Source organism: Marinoscillum sp. HNIBRBA16962 (assembly GCF_057801515.1).
The window spans coordinates 2,312,262-2,329,911 of the sequence record NZ_CM173603.1; the positions used below are offsets into that span (position 1 = coordinate 2,312,262).

Here is a 17,650-nt window from a genome sequence, read left to right on the forward strand (position 1 = left end):
CATGAGTTTTATTAAAGGACTGGTAGAATACTTCGTTAAGTATCCGATCCTGGCAAATATCCTGATCGCCCTCACATTGGTAGGCGGGGTGGCAAGTTTGCTGAACACCAAGAAGTCTTTCTTTCCCACACGGGCAGATCGGAATATCAATATTACCGTAGCATACCCCGGGGCTTCTCCGGAAGAGATGGAAGAAGGAGTGACTACAAAAATCGAGGAGTCCCTTACGGCCATTGCCGGGATTGATGAGATTATTTCCACCTCATCTGAAAATTCCAGTAACATAACCATAGTGACACTGGACAACTATGACATTGATGAGATCTACACGGAGGTAAAGAATTCAGTGGATGGTATTTCATCATTTCCTGCAGGAGCGGAAAAACCCATCATCTTCAAACAACGCCAGCGGTCTACAGCCCAATGGCTGGGACTGACAGGTGATGTAAGTCTGAAGACCCTTAAAGAATATGCCGAAAACATCGAGGATGAGCTGATGGCTACAGGGTCAATCAGTCAGATCAATGTATCCGGATTTCCACCCCTGGAAATTTCTATTGAGGTAACAGAGCAGGACCTGAGAAGGTACAACCTTACTTTCGATCAGGTGGCCAATGCTGTTCGGTTAAACAACCGGGATGTTTCTGCAGGATCCATCAAATCTCCCAATGAGGAAATACTTATTCGCTCAAGGGCTAAGGAAACAGACGCTGATCAGATCGCGGATATTGTAGTAAGGAGTAATCCGGAGGGCAGCAAGCTATTGCTGAGAGACATTGCTACTATCAAAGAACAGTTTGCTGATCAACCGAACAAAGGGTTGCTTAATGGTAAGGAAGCAGTATTTCTGGAAGTCAGAAAGCTGGAAACAGAAGACCTTGAAGAGATATCAACGACGGTATCAAACTATGTGAAAAACTTCAACGAAACTCATGATGCCGTAAAGCTGACCAATACCTGGGACTTTAATGATATGCTTAGCCAGCGATTGGATCTCTTGACCTCCAATGGATTGACGGGGTTATTGCTGGTGTTGATTTCGTTGGGACTGTTTCTCAGCTTAAGGTTGTCATTCTGGGTGGCATGGGGTATTCCCTCATCTTTCCTGGGGATGTTTATCCTGGGAACCTTTGTAGGGCTGACCATCAACATGATATCCTTATTTGGAATGATCCTGGTGATCGGAATTCTGGTGGATGATGGTATTGTGATCGCGGAAAACATCTACGCTCACTTTGAAAAATCCGGCAATCCGATCAAAGCAGCTGTGAGAGGAACGATGGAGGTATTACCAGCTGTCTTTACCTCGGTCACTACCACCATTGTGGCATTTACACCACTGTTATTACTAACCGGTGGATTTGAGTTTCTTAAAGACATGGCTTATGTGGTGATCTTTAGCCTTGGATTTTCACTCCTTGAAGCATTCTTTGTGCTTCCTGCCCACCTGGCCAGTAAAAAGGTACTTTCCGTTAAAAAAGAGGATACACGTAGCTATAAGATCCGGAAGAAGATCAATGGCTTTATCGACTTCATGAAATACAAGATGTATGGCAACCTGCTTAAGTACACGATGCGGTACAGGACCGTTTCTATGGCAGCATTATTCGGTTTTCTTCTTGTAATAGTGGGACTGCTGCAGGGTGGACAGATCAAAGCGACCTTCTTCCCGCAGATCCCTTTCAACAGCTTTAATGTAAACTTATCTTTTAAACCCGGTGAACGGGAACAGAAGGTCGAGGCTCACCTGAAAGACTTCAATGATGCCATCTGGAAGGTAAACGAAGACCTGAAGGAAGAGCTAAGTACGGAAGATGATATCATCAGGTATACTTTTACCAACGTTGGCTTTTCAGGAGATGGGGAGAGCGGATCGCATGCAGGGTCTGTAAACGTGATGTATGAAGAGCTGGATGATTATGGGATCAACCAGTTTGACCTGATTGACAAAATCAGGAAAGAGATCGGTCCTGTACCGGATGCCGAAAAGTTCAGTGTAGGAGGAGGAAACCGGTGGGGCAAACCCGTCTCTGTTATGTTGATGGGAAAAAATTACGAGGAGCTTAGGGATGCCAGGGAATACCTCAAGGCTGAGCTGGCTAACATTCCGGATCTGAAAGAAATTCAGGATAACGTACCGATCGGTCGTCGTGAAATGTTGTTTGACCTGAAGCCCGAGGCTTATTTCCTTGGTCTGACTCATAATGACATTACTACGCAGATGCGTCAGGGCTTCTTTGGTGAAGAGGTCCAGCGGTTTATGAAGGGCAATGATGAACTCAGGGTGTGGGTTCGTTATCCAAACAGTGGCCGGGAGAGCATTGGTCAGCTGGAAGATATGAAGGTAAAGGCAGGGTCAGGACAGGAGTTCCCTCTGACTCAGGTAGCTGATTATCGAATAGAGCGTGGTGTTTCGGGCATACGCCATTACAATACTTCGCGTGCGATTACTGTAGAGGCTGATGTTGTGGACCCGTTTGCGGAGGTGCCTCCCATTCTCAATAATATTCAGAACAATATCATCCCTCAGCTTCAGGCAAAATTTCCCTCTGTCAGCATTGATTATGGAGGTCAGTCTAAAGAGAGCGCCAGAGCTGGTCAGGAAATCGGAATGTATTTTGGCGGGGCCTTTTTGATGATCTTTTTTATCCTTATGATCACTTTCAGGTCTTTTTACCAGGCCATTTTGATCATCCTTATGATTCCTTTAGGGTGGTTTGGAGCCATGTTGGGGCATGGTGTAGAGTCCTGGATCAGTGGTAGAGAGCTACCGGTTTCGCTGCTCAGTGTCTGGGGTATGGTAGCCTTGTCAGGTGTGATCATCAATGATGCTGTGGTCTTTCTGGCCAAATTCAATCAGATGGTGAAAGAGGATGGAATGACCGTTTACCAGGCAGCTTATGAAGCCGGAATATCACGTTTCAGGCCGATCATGCTGACCTCCCTAACGACTGTTTTGGGGCTGTATCCATTGATCAAGGAAACTAGCTTTCAGGCACAGTTCCTGATCCCAATGGCCATTTCTGTAGCCTATGGAGTATTGATCGGTACATTCATCATTTTGACATTCTTTCCGGTGTTGATCCTGATATTCAATGACATCAGAAGGGCGCTCAAATGGCTTTGGACAGGCCAGAAACCTACACGAGAAGAGGTGGAGCGGGTCATACTCGATGAAAGACGCCTGGAGGAATACAAAGAATCAGCTTAATTATTTGAAAATTTTTTAGAGCAAAAAGGAATGAGGGAAAAGACTTTATTCGTCATCATTTTCATATCAGCAGGCTTTTTGGGGTTTGCACAGGAGCCGCTTTCACTAAGTGATGCCATTGAAAGGGGCCTGGAGAAAAACTATGATATCCGTATTGAGCAGAAAAATGTGATCGTGGCTCAGAATAATAATTCCTGGGGACAGGCAGGGATTCTGCCCACCGTATCTTTAGATCTGCAAAGTCAGAACAGCATTCGAAACCAGCAGTCTGATAACCAGTTTTTCGGAGGGCAGCTGTTTCCGGGTTATGAGCTAAACGATCAGCGGTCCTATGGGATCACACCTGCGGCTCAGGTAAACTGGACCTTGTTTCAGGGAAACAAAGCCATTATCAGTAAGCGCAGACTGGAACAACTGGAAGCAGAATCCATGCAAAATGCGGATGTGGTGGTTGCCAATACTTTGCAATCGATCATTTTAGCATACTACATGGCCGTTTTAGAGAAGGAGCGACTGGATGAGTTTGCAAAACAGATGGCGCTCAGTAGAGATCGCTATAAGTATGTAAAAACGAAGTATGATATAGGAGGAGCAGTGAGTTCTGATCTTTTACTTGAAGAGAACAACTATCTCACCGATTCTACCAATTATATCAATCAACAGTTGACTTATCACAACGCCATCAGAAACTTGAATACTCTGCTGGTAAATGATAACCTGAATGAAGATTATCAGCTTCTTGATACCATGAAATTTGAAGAAGTAAACTACAAATATGAAGATATGGAGGAGGAGATGCTTTCTGATAATGTGGATTTGAAAAAGATCTATATCTCTCAGTCTATCCTGGAAACCCAGGTAAAGCAAAACCGTGCAGACCTGCTTCCTACGCTAACGTTTAACGGGGGCTATCAATGGAACCGGAATGTTGCCGATTTAACCAATGCCGAGTATATTGGCCCGAACCCGGATTATCAAAATCCACCTGAACCTCTGGTTTCAAAGACAGGGACTGTTTTTGCCAATTTCACTTTGTCCTTTAACCTCTTTGATGGTGGGCGTGTAAATCGCGCTATACGCAACAGTGTAGTGCAGGAAGATATCGGTAATCTGCAAATAGATGAGCTTGAGCTTTCTCTTCGCCAGGACCTCATGGAAGCTTACGAAAGATATCAGATACGTAGGCAGCTGTATGGGATCAATGTGAGACGAGAGCAATCGGCAGCTAAGAATCTGGAGATCTCTCAGGAAAAATTCAAGAACGGAAGCATCAACTCTTTTGATTTCAGAGTGGTCCAGAATAATTATTTATCAGCATCTATTCAAAAACTCCAGGCCCTTTATGACCTGAAGGAGTCTAAAGTTGAGCTGATGAGACTAACGGGAGGACTGGTTAAAAACCACGATTAATAGCGATCCCGTATCGTTTCCAGCAACCGTTGCATCTCCATTTTTACTTCCTTTACAGGACGGGTATAATGGTTATTCATCAGGGAAAAAATAAGGGTTTTTCCGGATCGGGTTTTTATAAACCCACTCAGCGAATGGTTGTTGCTCAGCGTGCCGGTTTTAGCAAACACATACGGCTGGACATGACCGTACCAGTCTTTTATGGTTCCCGAATACCCCCCTGTGGGGAAGATAAACCTAAGCGTTTGCCAATCCTGCTGCTGGTAGATTTTATATAGTACTTTCACCAGCGTTTTTGGGGTGAACAGGTTGTACCTGGAGAGGCCGGACCCATCTACCCACTGGACTCCTGATGGCAGACCCCATTTTGAAATGAGGTAATTGCGGTAGGCCTGCCGGTTTTTATAGCCCGATTCACGTGCTGCGGTGATAAGCAGTTGTTCTGCCAGGAAGTTATCGCTCCTGAGCATCATGAGAGCCACGGTAGGGATCGTGGCCTGGTTGTATAAGGTGCCGTAAAGCCCCACGTTCAAAGTTTCTATCGGGATCGCTTCCTTATTTAGCGTGTCTGAAAGAAGCTGCAGGGCTAACTCTTCACTATAGTCGAAAGGGATCTTTCGTTCAAACGCGGAGGTGTCGTACTCCATCCAGATGTTAAACAGGTTGTATTTGAGCTCCCGGTAGATAAAATTTCCGGGTTTTTCACCCACAAACACATTGATGTAATCTTCAAAAAAGTCCGGAATCACTTTCAGGCTATCTATGCCCCCGATAATGCGAACCTCATTGGCATAGAGCGGAAACCAGGTTATCTGAGGCTGGAAGCTAAACTGGTAATCGTCCCAGGCCCAGCCTGGTCCGAAGTGGGATAATGGCTCGTCTGTGAAGTGCACTTTAACCGTTTTATGTTTAAGCCGCCCGATCACCGGTTGCGCGGGAAAGTCCGGGTGCAGGATGGTCGGATCACCCAAAGGCTCTATGTAAATAGTATCCCCGATCTCATAGTAGGATAAGCTTGGAATAGAGTCATTGAACGCCTCCAGGCAGGCCAGAGTAGTTAATATTTTGGTGTTTGATGCGGGTGTAAAAAAGAGATCCCCGTTCTGATCGTACAGATATTCATTGGTTTCAGGGTCAAATAAGACCAGTCCCGTAAACTGGTTGGTAAATACCTCCGACCTGAGTGTTTTTTTGACCCTAGCTTTGGCCTGAAAGTTTTTTACTGATTTGCACCCAGAAAAGAGTAGTATGCAAACATAAAATATTCCAATTACTCCTTTTATTTCAAATGTCATATTAGTCCGCAAAAATCGGCTTTATTTTTAATTAATTAAAAGTTTCAGGATTTTTTAGGCAATGAATAACCTGGATGGAATTTTTTTTGTAATACTTTTATTTTTATTTTGCCACAGCCAATATGGAGTTTACATAACCCATTAACAATCGCCGAATGAGCATCCTCGATCTTATCACCCTCTTAATCTTTCTTGCAGCTGTATTTACGCTGATCAACATCACGGTTTTAAAGCTCCCAAGTACTATTGGGCTGATGGCTATTGCCTTGATGATGTCTGTGGTCATTTTGGGTCTGGGCTTTGTTTTCCCGGGGGTAGTGAGCGGGGCTGAGCACATCATTGCTGAATTTGACTTTAAGGATGTATTGCTGAATGTCATGCTCAATTTCCTGCTTTTTGCAGGAGCGTTGTCAGTAAACCTTAAAAAGCTCATGGAAGAGAAGTGGCCGGTTATCATTTTGGCTACCTGCGGCACACTTATTTCCACCTTCGTTGTGGGTTTTCTGGTGTATTACCTTTTTCCGTACATTGGTATCGAGCTTCACATTATTTATTGCCTGTTATTTGGCGCACTGATTTCACCTACCGACCCTATTGCGGTACTGGCACTTGTAAAGAAGGTTGGCCTCTCCAAGAATCTTGAGATCAAGATAGCCGGTGAATCCCTGTTTAACGATGGGGTAGGAGTTGTTGTATTCCTTACAATCCTGAATATTGCACAGAGCTTTTTTGGAGGCGAAGCTGCAGCCCACAGTGCTCATGGCGGAGAAGTTACAGCTACCTCGGTAGGGTTGTTATTTGGCCAGGAAGTTGTTGGAGGGTTGTTGATGGGGGCTGTTTTTGGTTTCCTGGGCTTTAAAGCGCTTAATTATATTGACAATGATCATGTAGAGCTGGAAGTGCTGGTGACGTTAACCCTGGTGATGGTCGGCGGTCGTATTGCCGAGCTGTTGCATGTGTCTGCACCACTTGCGATGGTCGTTATGGGACTTTTCATTGGTAATGAAGGCCGTGATGAAAAACTTGCCAGCGCTACCGGAGAGTATGTTTTTAAGTTTTGGCACTTGCTGGATGAGGCGCTGAATGCCATTCTTTTTATCCTTGTAGGTTTGGAAATGTTGGTTATTGCCAGGACTTTTTCCGTTACCAATCTATGGCTGGGCCTGAGTGGAATAGCCATTGTACTGACAGCAAGGTTTATAGGCGTTTCTGTTCCGATCAAAATCATGTCAATTTTCCGGAAATTTGAACCGAAAACCATAATTATTTTAACATGGGGAGGCTTAAGGGGTGGAATTTCTATTGCACTTGCCCTTTCTTTGACAGAGCTTTCCTGGGTACAAGACAGCGTAAAGGAAACTATTTTGTTTACAACGTACTGTTGTGTGGTTTTCTCAATCCTTGTACAGGGATTGACTATTGGACGTTTACTTAAGAAATAGAATTAAACAGGTTAATTATTTTTTTTATGAAAATCAGCATTGCAGAAGGACTTTATTTGATAGCGTTAGATGATGAGGAGGGAAGGCTGCTGGCAGCGGCAGAAAAGAAGATCGTACCGGGATTGGTGAGTGCCATGATCCTGGAGTTGCACTTACTTAAGAAACTTAACATTGATTCAGAGGGAAAAATTACCATTGAGGATTCTACAGGAACAGGCAATGGTATCTTGGATAATGTACTTAAAAAACTCAAATCCGGATCCGATTTTGTAGAAACCGTTGATAACCTGGCTCATCATTTTAAGGATATCCAGGAAGATCTGAATGAGCTTCTGGTACAGCGAGGTATATTGAGGAAAGAAGCCACCAAGCTGATGTGGATACCGCTTTCTGAGCGGATGGATAACGCTAACTATGCATTCGAACAGGAAATACGGAATTCACTGTGGGCTATTGTATTTAAAAATGCAAAACCAAGTGTCTCGTTTGTTATTCTCATGTCGCTGATCTATGACTGTGATATACTGGATGAGGTCTTCAAAGATAAGGACGAGCTCATCGACGCGGTGAAAGTAGCCAAGGATATTGTAAAGTCGCCGGTTGTTAGCCCTGAGATTTCAGGAGTCCTGGTAACTTTGAAAAAATACTTTGGAAACTAAACCCACAAGCTTAGAGGCTATTCTTCTTCGTCTTTCTCCAGGTTCGGGCTCTGAGTAATATCAATAACCATGAAGGTCTCGCTTTTTAGCTGGTTTAATTCAGCCTCCGCATCTTTGATATGGCGGTCAAATATTTCCTTGTTTATGGCTCGGGCTTCTTCAACAGAAACGTTGTAAAGCCTGGCATAAATAAGCGCTTGCATTTCATTAATTGATTTGAGGTAGGCCAGAGAGGTGTCCGTTTTAGCCATAAGATCGTTTGCCCGGAAGGCCATAAAGCCAAATCCTTCGTGAGGGTTGTTGTTGTCCCGTTCCATCATCAGGTACTCTATGCCATCTACTTTTATTTTGGTAAAATGTGAGTTGGCATAGTTGTCATGGATCTCTCTTGGACGAAATTGTTCGCCTTCATTGATATCATGATTCTGACAGCCATAAATACTTAAAGCAAGTAAGCTCAGGAATAAGTAATTCTTAATGGATCTCATTGGTTAGCTGTTTTTTTCTTTGATAATCCCCTCATCTACACCAAAAACTTTACGGAGCAGCTTAAATGCCTTACCATTTACAATGATGATGATATAATCTCCCGGCGCTATTTTCAGGTCGCCCAAAGGGTTTTTAATTAGACGTTTGTTCCCATACTTATCTCTTTTGGTGATGCCGATAAGCACCGTATTATACCTCCGCTTCATATCAAAAAAAGCATCCTGATAGGATTTACCTACATAGGGGTTATTAGGTGTGATTATGAACTGTTTAATATCATGGTCCGAGTCAGCCCGGGCAAAGGACATAATAGCTTCACTGTAAGACGCCACATCGGGCTCAAACATGTATGAAGCGAGGAGCTTTGAAGAGATTTCGTGTTTTGAAATGGTGTTTGTTACCCCGGCGCTGATAAATGTGTTTTTCAGATCACCGTTATCCAATGTTACCACATAGTCCAGATCCGGGTAGTATTTCTTCATGTTCAGGATATAAACCAGTTTTTCCGTATCGTCTGTCAGGTTTACGAAGACGATAGATGATTTTTCAATATTAACTTTCCTGAGCAGGTCATAACTGGTTAGGTCCGCATAGAGGGTGAAGATATCTTTACTGCCATTCTGGTCTTTGATGAAATCAATATCCGACTTATTGTTAGTGACAATTGCTATTTTTTTACCAACTCCCATTAGCTGATCCAAAACGAGCTTGCCATAATCATTCCATCCGATAATTACTGCATGATCCTCAAAGGAGGTTCCATTGTAGCCTAGTTTTTTATTCTCTTTTATTGTCGCCATAAGCGTAGTGAATTGACCAATTAATATACCGTAAAAAATTAAGCTTCCCATGATAAAGATGTACCCGATACCCCGGCCATAGATGGTTGCCGGGAATAAGTCGCCATACCCCACTGTAGTTAACGTGACAATGGAATACCAGATGGCATTGGGGTAATCGCGGATGGAAGACTGAGCGCTATCCTTCTCTACGTAAACCAGGGCTGAAATCAATATAAAATAGATCAGAACCCCTGTGAAAATCTCAATCGTTACGCGAGCAGACTTGTTTTTAATGAATTCGTTGAACATGCGATGATGATACTATCACTCCAAATATAAGTAAAAGCTTTTGCTTTCGTCATAAGTGAAATTACTGATTAATTACTGATTCAGGTATCGGGACAGATCAGAGATTGTCGTGAGTCCGAGTGAGTCAGCCTGATCCTTGCGCATCATGAGCGCAGCGGTGTTGCTGAAGCCAAGCTGTGGCATCCAGTTTATATTGTACTTTTTTAAAAACAAGCTGTCAACATAATGGTATACTGCTATGGGCGTTTTTAATTTTTTTCTGGCGCTTTCCTGTATGCTAAGTATCACAAGGAGTCCGGTGCCTGTATATTCAGGGTATATGTCTATTTCCTCCGTTCGAAGGGCATCAAAAACAAGCTTTGTTCCCCCAAACCCAAGTTTTAGTTGTGTTTTCAGTCGGGTACTTCCTTCTATAGCCTGTGCAAATAAGTGGGCCAGAAGGTAGTTTTCAGTAAAAGCCTTGGAACCTATGATCAGGTCAGGGGCATTGCTGATTCCGGCATTTTGCCTGGCGGGAATCTTTTTATCCTTCAGAAACCGGTAGACTACCTCGCTTATCGCTCTTTTTTCCTGATCCACCTGATAGTTTAGTTCGGCCATTTGCTCGTCAGAGATCAGGTTTTCGAATTGGTTAAAAACTTTAAGCAGCTCCGGGTATTTATTCAGTGTGTTATTATGTACGATCGGTGCAGCACGATAAGGAGGAAAATATCCCTTATCATCCTCGAGGAGTTTCAGGTTGTAGGCCTTTATCCTTCCGTCTGTACTGAATCCGTCTATCACATCCACTTCGCCTTCATAGAGTGATTTGTACATTAGCCCTATTTCCATTTCCCGGATCTCCAGGGGCAGATTATACAAACTGTCCAGTCCCTTAAAACCATCCTCACGTTCTATAAATTCGGAATTGAAACCAGCAGTAAGTTTATAATTTTTGTCATCCATAAAACCAAGCAATGGCTTGACAAGCATCAGCAATAGCAGGCATGTGAAAACCCCGGAGATCAGCCATCGGTTTTGGTGTTTGTGCTGTACAATTCCCAGTAGGAAGTCCAGCAGGATGGCCAGGAGAGAAGCAGGTATAGCCCCGGCAAGGATCATATTGGTGTTATTCAGGGAGATCCCTCTAAATATAAACTCTCCCAATCCACCGGCGCCAATATATGCGCAGAGTGTGGCTACCCCCACATTGATCACTGTGGAGGTTTTTATGCCAGCCAGGATCACAGGAAATGCCAACGGTATCTCCACAAATCGCAGTAGCTGAAACCGACTCATCCCCATGCCTTCAGCTGCTTGTTTGATGGAGGTTTCCACTTCCATAATCCCCACATAGGTGTTTCGGACGATAGGGAGCAATGCATAAAGAAAAAGCGCAATGATGGCAGGCACTTTACCTATCCCAAAAAGCGGAAGTAAAAATCCCAGCAAAGCAAGGCTTGGGATGGTTTGAATAATCCCCACTGCGCCCAGTACGGGTTTTGAGATCCTGGTATACCTGGAGATGAAAATACCCAATGCAATCCCCACCAGGGAAGCAATAACCATTGAGAGGATAGTCAATTGCAAGTGCTCAAGGGTCTGGTCTACAATTTCGCCCTTGTGGGAAAATATATAGTTCCGGAAGCTCACTCGTACTTATTCATGTCTTCCAGCAGTTTCCATAAAATGGCAGCCTTACCATCTGCCGAAATCGCATCATTTTCAATTGCTTCCATAAACGTCGATGATTTATTTTTCTGCCATTCATATTCCTGGTATTGCATTTCCAGGAGCAGCTTGTCCTTTTTAAGAAATTCGCCAACAAAATCATTGGACGGATTGTGAAGAAGAGCAAGAGGGGGACCTGTCTGTTGAATGACTCCCTGGTTGAGGAGAACAATTTGGTCGGCCAGTTTGAAGGCCTCATATATATCATGGGTAACCAGGATCGTGGTCTTTTTTAGTAGGTTTTCAAGTCCCAGAAAGTCGTCCTGGAGCTGGGCGCGGGTAATATTGTCGAGTGCACTGAAAGGCTCATCCATGAGGATCAGCTGCGGTTCATTGGCCAGAGCGCGTGCTATGCCCACTCGCTGCTGCTGGCCGCCGCTCAATTCCCGCGGGTACCTCCGTGCAAATTCCTCGTCCAGGCCAACCAGGTTTAGCAACTCGGTAACACGGCCTTCTCGTGGCTTCTGGTCACTGATCTTTATGGGGATGGAGATGTTTTCTTCAATGGTTAAATGAGGAAATAACCCGACATCCTGGATGACGTATCCCATTTTACGGCGCAGGCTTAATGGGTTGAGTTGGCTGATGTCTTTACCCTGAAAGTATATTTTGCCCTCATTGGGGAGGAGTAGCCTGTTTATCAGTTTCAGTAAAGTGGTCTTGCCACAACCACTGGGTCCCAGCAGAACTACCGTATCTCCTGAGTTTATCGTGAGTGTAATATTTCGTATAGCCGGGCTTTTATCGAAATACTTTGAAACATTTTCAAAGCGAATTAATTCCATCTGATAGAAAGAAATTGATTAAATAGTCGCCGTAGCAATAAAATCACTTTAATTTTATTTCTTTTATAATTAATTATCCATTTAATTTATAAATTAACAAAAAATTACCCTTTTTTAAGATAAAGTAAAAGTTCATTCATGCCAAGACATACCTACGATTACGGTGTTATAGGAAATTGTGCCTTTACAGCACACATCAATAAAGATACAAATATCTCCTGGATGTGCTGGCCCCGGTTTGACAGCAGTTTCATCTTCGGAAAGATGATTGATAATGAAAAAGGAGGGGAGTTCTCTATAAAACCTCTGGATAAGGACTTTAAGACCAACCAATACTATGTAGAGAACACAAACATTCTCTGTACGGAAGTAGAGTCTGAAACAGGCAGGTACAGAATTACCGATTTTGCGCCCAGGTTCTTCCAGACGGACCGGTACTACAGGCCGCTGATGCTGATCCGAAAGATTGAGCGCGTACAGGGCAATCCCCGGGTAATTGTAAAGTGCAGGCCAAAGGGAGATTATGGAAATATTACGCCGGAATCATCCATGGGTAGTAATCACATTCGTTTCCTTGGGCTGGAAGCGCATGTGCGGTTGACTACCAACATTTCACTCAACTATGTGATCAATGAGGACAGTTTTGTTCTAAACGAAGACAAATATATGGTGCTGACCTACGGACCTCCTTTGGAGGCTTCACTGGGTGAGACGGTGGAGATCTTCCTTTCCAAAACCAAAAATTACTGGAGGAACTGGATCAAGACGGCCGCCATCGTCAACTTTTACCAGCGGGCAGCTATCCGGTCGGCCCTCATTTTAAAGATCCACCAGTATGAAGATACCGGGGCGATCATTGCCGCTGCCACGACCAGCCTGCCCGAATCTCCCGGCAGCACCCGAAACTGGGACTATCGCTACTGCTGGATGCGCGATACGTACTATACCCTCAATGCGTTTAACAACATCGGTCACTTTGAGGAGTCAGAAAAGTATTTTCACTACATCCTGAACACCACCATTGAAGAATCTGACAGGTACCAGCCACTGTATGGAATTACCGGGAAGAAGCTGCTCGACGAAAAAGAGATACCTCTGGAGGGATATCATGGAAATCAGCCGGTGAGGATAGGAAATCAGGCCTATACACACATCCAGAATGATGTTTACGGGCAGGTGCTGATCTCATTGTTGCCACTTTATGAAGACAAGCGGATCATTTTTACCGAGCGGTTTGAATCCTCCGAGCTGGTAACGAAGACCCTGGATATGATTGAGAAAACCTTTGATGAGACAGATGCAGGGCTTTGGGAGTTTAGAAACCTGAGTCAGCATCACTGCTATACTTACCTGTTTCACTGGGCTGGGAGCAGTGCCGCAGTGAAAATAGCCAAAGTTATAGGCGACAAGAAGATGGGAGAGAAGGCAGCGAAACTAAAAGAACGCTCTGCCAAAATGATCGAGAAATGCTATGTGCCCTCTAAAAAGGCTTATGCCCAGGCCGTAGGGGTAGACCGAATGGATGCCAGCACGCTGCAACTGATCATGATGAATTACCTGGACGGAAATACCCAGGCGGCCAAAGATCACCTGATCGGTTTGGAAAAAGAGCTTCACGCCAAAGACGGGCTTTTTTATCGGTACAAGCATCAGGATGATTTTGGTGAGCCGGAAACGACCTTCCTCATTTGTGCTTTCTGGTATGTAGAGGCCCTGGCATGTGTGGGCAGAGTGGATGAGGCGGCAAAGCACTTTGAAAAGATCCTGTCTTATTCCAATCACGTAGGATTGCTCAGCGAAGATGTCAATGAAAAGGATGGCAGCATGTGGGGCAACTTCCCGCAGGCGTACAGCCACGTAGGATTACTTAACGCTGCGAGCCGCATCGCTCGTAAGATCGATAAGCCGGATTTTTTGTAGGTGTGGAGGGTTGCGGGTTGCGAAGGTTGCGTGTTGATCGGGGTGTGAGTTGCGGGTTGCGAGTCTCACTCCTCACTACCCAACCGCTACTCCTCACTTTTCACTCCTTACTGCCTACTGCTACTTCTTGCTATCATCGCTCACCGCTCACCTTTTCACCGTTCGTTGTATTATTATTCCGGTGGATTTCTTTATCGACCGTTTGTCAGATCGGTGCTGAAATGATGAAATTGTTGTTTTTATTCGACGAAACCCCCTTATCCTTCGACGAATGATTTGCGAGGGCATTTTCTGGGCTTTTTCTTGCAATAATATTTCTATCATCTAACTAGCCATAATGAATTACATTCTATTACCGCCGGTTTTAATGCTGCTATCTCTGACAGCATTTACTCACAACTTCACCCCAAAAAATAGTGCAGGCTTTTCAAACGAACGGGAATTCCCACGTTAGCTGCCTTACTATACATACTTAGCTACCATATTTATTTTGATGTTACACCTGTATAACTATATACTACTATGAAAAGAATTGCCGTCTTGATCATCCTGCTGTCAGCAGCTGAAGTTCTCTGCGCCCAGGGCAATAACAACAATGGGAACAACGGAAACAACGGAGGAGGAAATGACACGTTCGTTCAGCACAGAAACTTAAGAGTAAATAAAAATTTGTACGTTCTGCAGAACACCGAGCTGAGCGGACAGCTGAGAGTAGAAGGGTTGTCGTTTTTTAATAATAGCGTATCCATAGGTTCAACCACTTCACCTACCGAGATGCTCGATATTTTCGGCAACCTGAAAACCCGGGGTACTGTGTTTGCTGAAAACCTGAACGTTCAGTTCTCAGCCGAGTTTGGAGAGGACCTCACGGTAGGCAGGGACTTATCTGTAGGCCGTTACGGTTACTTTGAAAGGGTAGGTATAGGCATTAGCGGGACACCTACTGAATCCCTGGATGTCAGTGGCAATATCAAAGCCAGTGACAAGCTCCTTTCCAACTCCGTAGAAACAACGCTGGGGTCAGTGGCAGATACCTGGGATATAGGTGGAGCGCTTACTGTAGGTGGAGCTGCGTCTTTCTCTTCAGATGCGATCATTGATGGACTTGTAGGAATAGGTGTAGCCAGCCCTACGGAAAAGCTGGAAGTAAGTGGTAACATCAAAGCAACGCAGGCGCTACTATCCCAATCCGTAACCACTTCAGAGCTGAGCAGTGAAACGGCATCAATCAGCAGCACCCTGGATGTGGAGGGAGTTACTACCTTAAATAACAACCTGGATGTCAGCGGCAACCAAACCCTTGGAGGCACTCTGGATGTGACCGGCGTTTCCAGCTTCAATACGGAAGTGAATATCGGCGGCAATACGCTCATCAGCGGCAATGTAGGCATAGGCAACACCGCACCATCAGAAAAGCTGGATGTAACCGGTAATGCAAAGGTTAGTCAGACACTAACAGCGAATGCTATAACCTCCCAACAAGCAACGGCTGACGATCAGGAAGTAAATAATACCTTAACTGTAGGAGGAGCTACCACCTTGAATGATCAGCTATCTGTATCCGGAACAACGACTATTGACGGGAGCCTGGGTGTGGGTGTAGCAACTCCGGCAAAGAAACTGGATGTAGCTGGCGATGGACAGGTTTCAGGAGCTTTCTCGGCCAATTCCATTTCCTCAGAGACTTTTTCAACAAGTGACCTGGAAGTTTCAAACACCTTGACCGTAGATGGCTTAACTACACTAAACAATAACCTCAATCTAGGAGGAACAGCCTCTGTAGGCGGGAATGCTTTGATCGATGGAAACCTTGGTATAGGTACGACTACTCCAGGTGAAAAACTGGATGTAATGGGGAATGCCAACATCAGCCAGACATTGACGGCTAATTCCATCAGCACCCAATCATTTTCATCTGAGAACATAGACGTAACGAATGCTTTGAGTGTGGGTGGCGCAACAACATTAAGCGGAAGTCTTTCCGTGGCAGGTAATTCTACCATGAACGGCAATCTTGGTTTGGGAGTAGCCTCACCAGTAGAAAAGCTGGAAGTAGCGGGTAATGCCAAAGTGAGCCAGACGCTTACGGCCAACACCATTAATGCAGATGAATTCTCCTCAGAAAACCTGCAAGTAACCAATACCCTGAGTGTGGGTGGCGCAACAACATTAAGCGGAAATCTTTCCGTAGCGGGCACCTCTACAATGAGCGGCAACCTGGGACTGGGTGTTGCATCACCAGTAGAAAAGCTGGAAGTAGCGGGTAATGCCAAGGTGAGCCAGACGCTGACGGCCAGTACGATCAACGCAGATGAGTTCTCTTCGGACAATCTGGAGGTAACCAATACCTTAAGTGTGGGTGGCGCAACAACATTAAGCGGAAATCTTTCTGTGGCAGGTACTTCTACGATGAGCGGCAATCTTGGTTTGGGAGTAGCCTCACCAGTAGAAAAGCTGGAAGTAGCGGGTAATGCCAAAGTGAGCCAGACGCTTACGGCCAACACCATTAATGCAGATGAATTCTCCTCAGAAAACCTGCAAGTAACCAATACCCTGAGTGTGGGTGGCGCAACAACATTAAGCGGAAGTCTTTCCGTGGCAGGTACCTCTACGATGAATGGAAACCTGGGCTTGGGAGTAGCATCACCAGTAGAAAAGCTGGAAGTAGCGGGTAATGCCAAGGTGAGCCAGACGCTGACTGCCGGTACGATCAATTCTGATGAATTTTCTTCGGATAATCTGGAGGTAACCAATACCTTAAGTGTAGGTGGGGCTTCCACTTTAGGCGGTGACCTGTCCGTAACGGGTAATACCACCATTCAGAACAATGCGACTGTGAGTAATCAGCTTTTGGTCAATGGGAATGTGGGCATTGGGAAAGTTCCTGCTGTAGCCCTGGATATAGACGGTGACCTTCATATCACCGGGCAGGTTAAGGCAGGAGACCTGAGTATTTCCGATGTGACCCTCAACAATGCTACTGTCAGTCAGAACCTGAATGTTTCCGGAAATGCTAGCATTACGGGAGATTTGTCTTCAGCATCACTGAATACCGGAGATCTGACCAGCCAGAGCCTGGCCATCTCCAACCTGACCGCAGGAGAAGATAAAGAATCCTTCCTGGTGGTTGATGCCAGTGGCAATGTTTATTCCAGGAGTCTGGAATCATTCCAATCTTTAGGTGGGTCGGAGACCAATATTGCAATAACCAATCAAACTATGTCCATCGGAGTTGATCAAACTCCTTCTAATTATGCATTGGCTGTTGCCGGAAATGTTATTTCCAATGAGATCACCATCCAGAATCCGAGCGATTGGGATTGGCCTGACTATGTGTTTGAAAAAGAGTATGTGCTCCTGCCCCTGGAACAAATAGAAAAGTTTATTACCAAAAATAAACATCTCCCAGAAGTGCCTTCAGCCAGGGAAGTGGAAAAAGAAGGAATTCAGGTGGCCGAGATGAATGCTATTCTACTCAAAAAGATCGAGGAGCTGACGCTGCATATGATTGAGCAGCAGAAGAAGATTAAGGAATTGGAAAAGAAAATTGAGTCCTTGAACTCAAAGTAAGCAACAATTAAACTTTTAAATGTTGATGAATTGCTTTAAGACTTTTTTATCAGGCTGTTTACTATTTT

Annotated in this window: 11 protein-coding genes; 6 read left to right on the plus strand and 5 right to left on the minus strand. The window is 44.7% G+C overall.

The annotated features are described in order from the left end of the window. Position 1 precedes the first annotated feature (1 nt). Positions 2 to 3,211 (plus strand): efflux RND transporter permease subunit, encoded by a 3,210-nt coding sequence (locus tag AC3E9V_RS09990; RefSeq protein WP_488753048.1) that lies wholly within the window; start codon positions 2 to 4, stop codon positions 3,209 to 3,211. Positions 3,212 to 3,241: 30 nt separating this feature from the next. Continuing rightward, positions 3,242 to 4,621, plus strand: a complete 1,380-nt coding sequence (locus AC3E9V_RS09995; protein WP_488753049.1) for a TolC family protein — start codon at positions 3,242 to 3,244, stop codon at positions 4,619 to 4,621. Here the strand turns inward: AC3E9V_RS09995 and AC3E9V_RS10000 are convergent. After that, positions 4,618 to 5,916, minus strand: coding sequence for a D-alanyl-D-alanine carboxypeptidase/D-alanyl-D-alanine-endopeptidase (locus tag AC3E9V_RS10000; RefSeq protein WP_488753050.1), 1,299 nt, complete (start codon positions 5,914 to 5,916; stop codon positions 4,618 to 4,620). The two genes, AC3E9V_RS09995 and AC3E9V_RS10000, sit on opposite strands and share 4 nt — an antisense overlap. A 155-nt stretch (positions 5,917 to 6,071) precedes the next feature. On the opposite strand from AC3E9V_RS10000, the gene AC3E9V_RS10005 reads away from it, so the two are divergent. Both AC3E9V_RS10005 and AC3E9V_RS10010 read left to right on the plus strand, forming a co-directional pair. Beyond that, the gene (locus tag AC3E9V_RS10005; protein WP_488753051.1) at positions 6,072 to 7,358 is read left to right on the plus strand and encodes a cation:proton antiporter; all 1,287 of its coding nucleotides are present in this window, start codon (positions 6,072 to 6,074) and stop codon (positions 7,356 to 7,358) included. Between the two features lie 26 nt (positions 7,359 to 7,384). Further along, positions 7,385 to 8,017 (plus strand): GOLPH3/VPS74 family protein, encoded by a 633-nt coding sequence (locus tag AC3E9V_RS10010; RefSeq protein WP_488753052.1) that lies wholly within the window; start codon positions 7,385 to 7,387, stop codon positions 8,015 to 8,017. Positions 8,018 to 8,034: 17 nt separating this feature from the next. Here the strand turns inward: AC3E9V_RS10010 and AC3E9V_RS10015 are convergent, their stop codons facing one another. From AC3E9V_RS10015 to AC3E9V_RS10030, 4 genes are all read right to left on the minus strand, one after another. Continuing rightward, positions 8,035 to 8,505: a hypothetical protein gene (locus AC3E9V_RS10015; RefSeq protein WP_488753053.1), complete on the minus strand. Its 471-nt coding sequence runs from the start codon at positions 8,503 to 8,505 to the stop codon at positions 8,035 to 8,037. 3 nt (positions 8,506 to 8,508) lie between these two features. Next, positions 8,509 to 9,597: a potassium channel family protein gene (locus AC3E9V_RS10020; protein ID WP_488753054.1), complete on the minus strand. Its 1,089-nt coding sequence runs from the start codon at positions 9,595 to 9,597 to the stop codon at positions 8,509 to 8,511. Between the two features lie 72 nt (positions 9,598 to 9,669). Continuing rightward, positions 9,670 to 11,145 carry an ABC transporter permease/substrate-binding protein gene (locus AC3E9V_RS10025; RefSeq protein ID WP_488753055.1) on the minus strand — a complete coding sequence of 492 codons (1,476 nt, stop codon included), beginning with the start codon at positions 11,143 to 11,145 and terminating at the stop codon, positions 9,670 to 9,672. 80 nt (positions 11,146 to 11,225) lie between these two features. Then, positions 11,226 to 12,092: an ATP-binding cassette domain-containing protein gene (locus AC3E9V_RS10030; RefSeq protein WP_488753056.1), complete on the minus strand. Its 867-nt coding sequence runs from the start codon at positions 12,090 to 12,092 to the stop codon at positions 11,226 to 11,228. Positions 12,093 to 12,230: 138 nt separating this feature from the next. On the opposite strand from AC3E9V_RS10030, the gene AC3E9V_RS10035 reads away from it, so the two are divergent. Together AC3E9V_RS10035 and AC3E9V_RS10040 are read left to right on the plus strand one after the other, a co-directional pair. Then, complete coding sequence (locus tag AC3E9V_RS10035) at positions 12,231 to 14,012, plus strand: glycoside hydrolase family 15 protein (RefSeq protein ID WP_488753057.1); 1,782 nt, start codon at positions 12,231 to 12,233, stop codon at positions 14,010 to 14,012. Between the two features lie 522 nt (positions 14,013 to 14,534). Continuing rightward, positions 14,535 to 17,582 carry a beta strand repeat-containing protein gene (locus AC3E9V_RS10040; protein ID WP_488753058.1) on the plus strand — a complete coding sequence of 1,016 codons (3,048 nt, stop codon included), beginning with the start codon at positions 14,535 to 14,537 and terminating at the stop codon, positions 17,580 to 17,582. The last annotated feature ends 68 nt before the right edge of the window (positions 17,583 to 17,650 follow it).

Coding starts and splice junctions, on each gene's coding strand:
- AC3E9V_RS09990 (WP_488753048.1), top strand. CDS start 2: ATGAGTTTTATTAAAGGACTGGTAGAATACTTCGTTAAGTATCCGATC.
- AC3E9V_RS09995 (WP_488753049.1), top strand. CDS start 3,242: ATGAGGGAAAAGACTTTATTCGTCATCATTTTCATATCAGCAGGCTTT.
- AC3E9V_RS10000 (WP_488753050.1), bottom strand. CDS start 5,916: ATGACATTTGAAATAAAAGGAGTAATTGGAATATTTTATGTTTGCATA.
- AC3E9V_RS10005 (WP_488753051.1), top strand. CDS start 6,072: ATGAGCATCCTCGATCTTATCACCCTCTTAATCTTTCTTGCAGCTGTA.
- AC3E9V_RS10010 (WP_488753052.1), top strand. CDS start 7,385: ATGAAAATCAGCATTGCAGAAGGACTTTATTTGATAGCGTTAGATGAT.
- AC3E9V_RS10015 (WP_488753053.1), bottom strand. CDS start 8,505: ATGAGATCCATTAAGAATTACTTATTCCTGAGCTTACTTGCTTTAAGT.
- AC3E9V_RS10020 (WP_488753054.1), bottom strand. CDS start 9,597: ATGTTCAACGAATTCATTAAAAACAAGTCTGCTCGCGTAACGATTGAG.
- AC3E9V_RS10025 (WP_488753055.1), bottom strand. CDS start 11,145: ATGGTTATTGCTTCCCTGGTGGGGATTGCATTGGGTATTTTCATCTCC.
- AC3E9V_RS10030 (WP_488753056.1), bottom strand. CDS start 12,092: ATGGAATTAATTCGCTTTGAAAATGTTTCAAAGTATTTCGATAAAAGC.
- AC3E9V_RS10035 (WP_488753057.1), top strand. CDS start 12,231: ATGCCAAGACATACCTACGATTACGGTGTTATAGGAAATTGTGCCTTT.
- AC3E9V_RS10040 (WP_488753058.1), top strand. CDS start 14,535: ATGAAAAGAATTGCCGTCTTGATCATCCTGCTGTCAGCAGCTGAAGTT.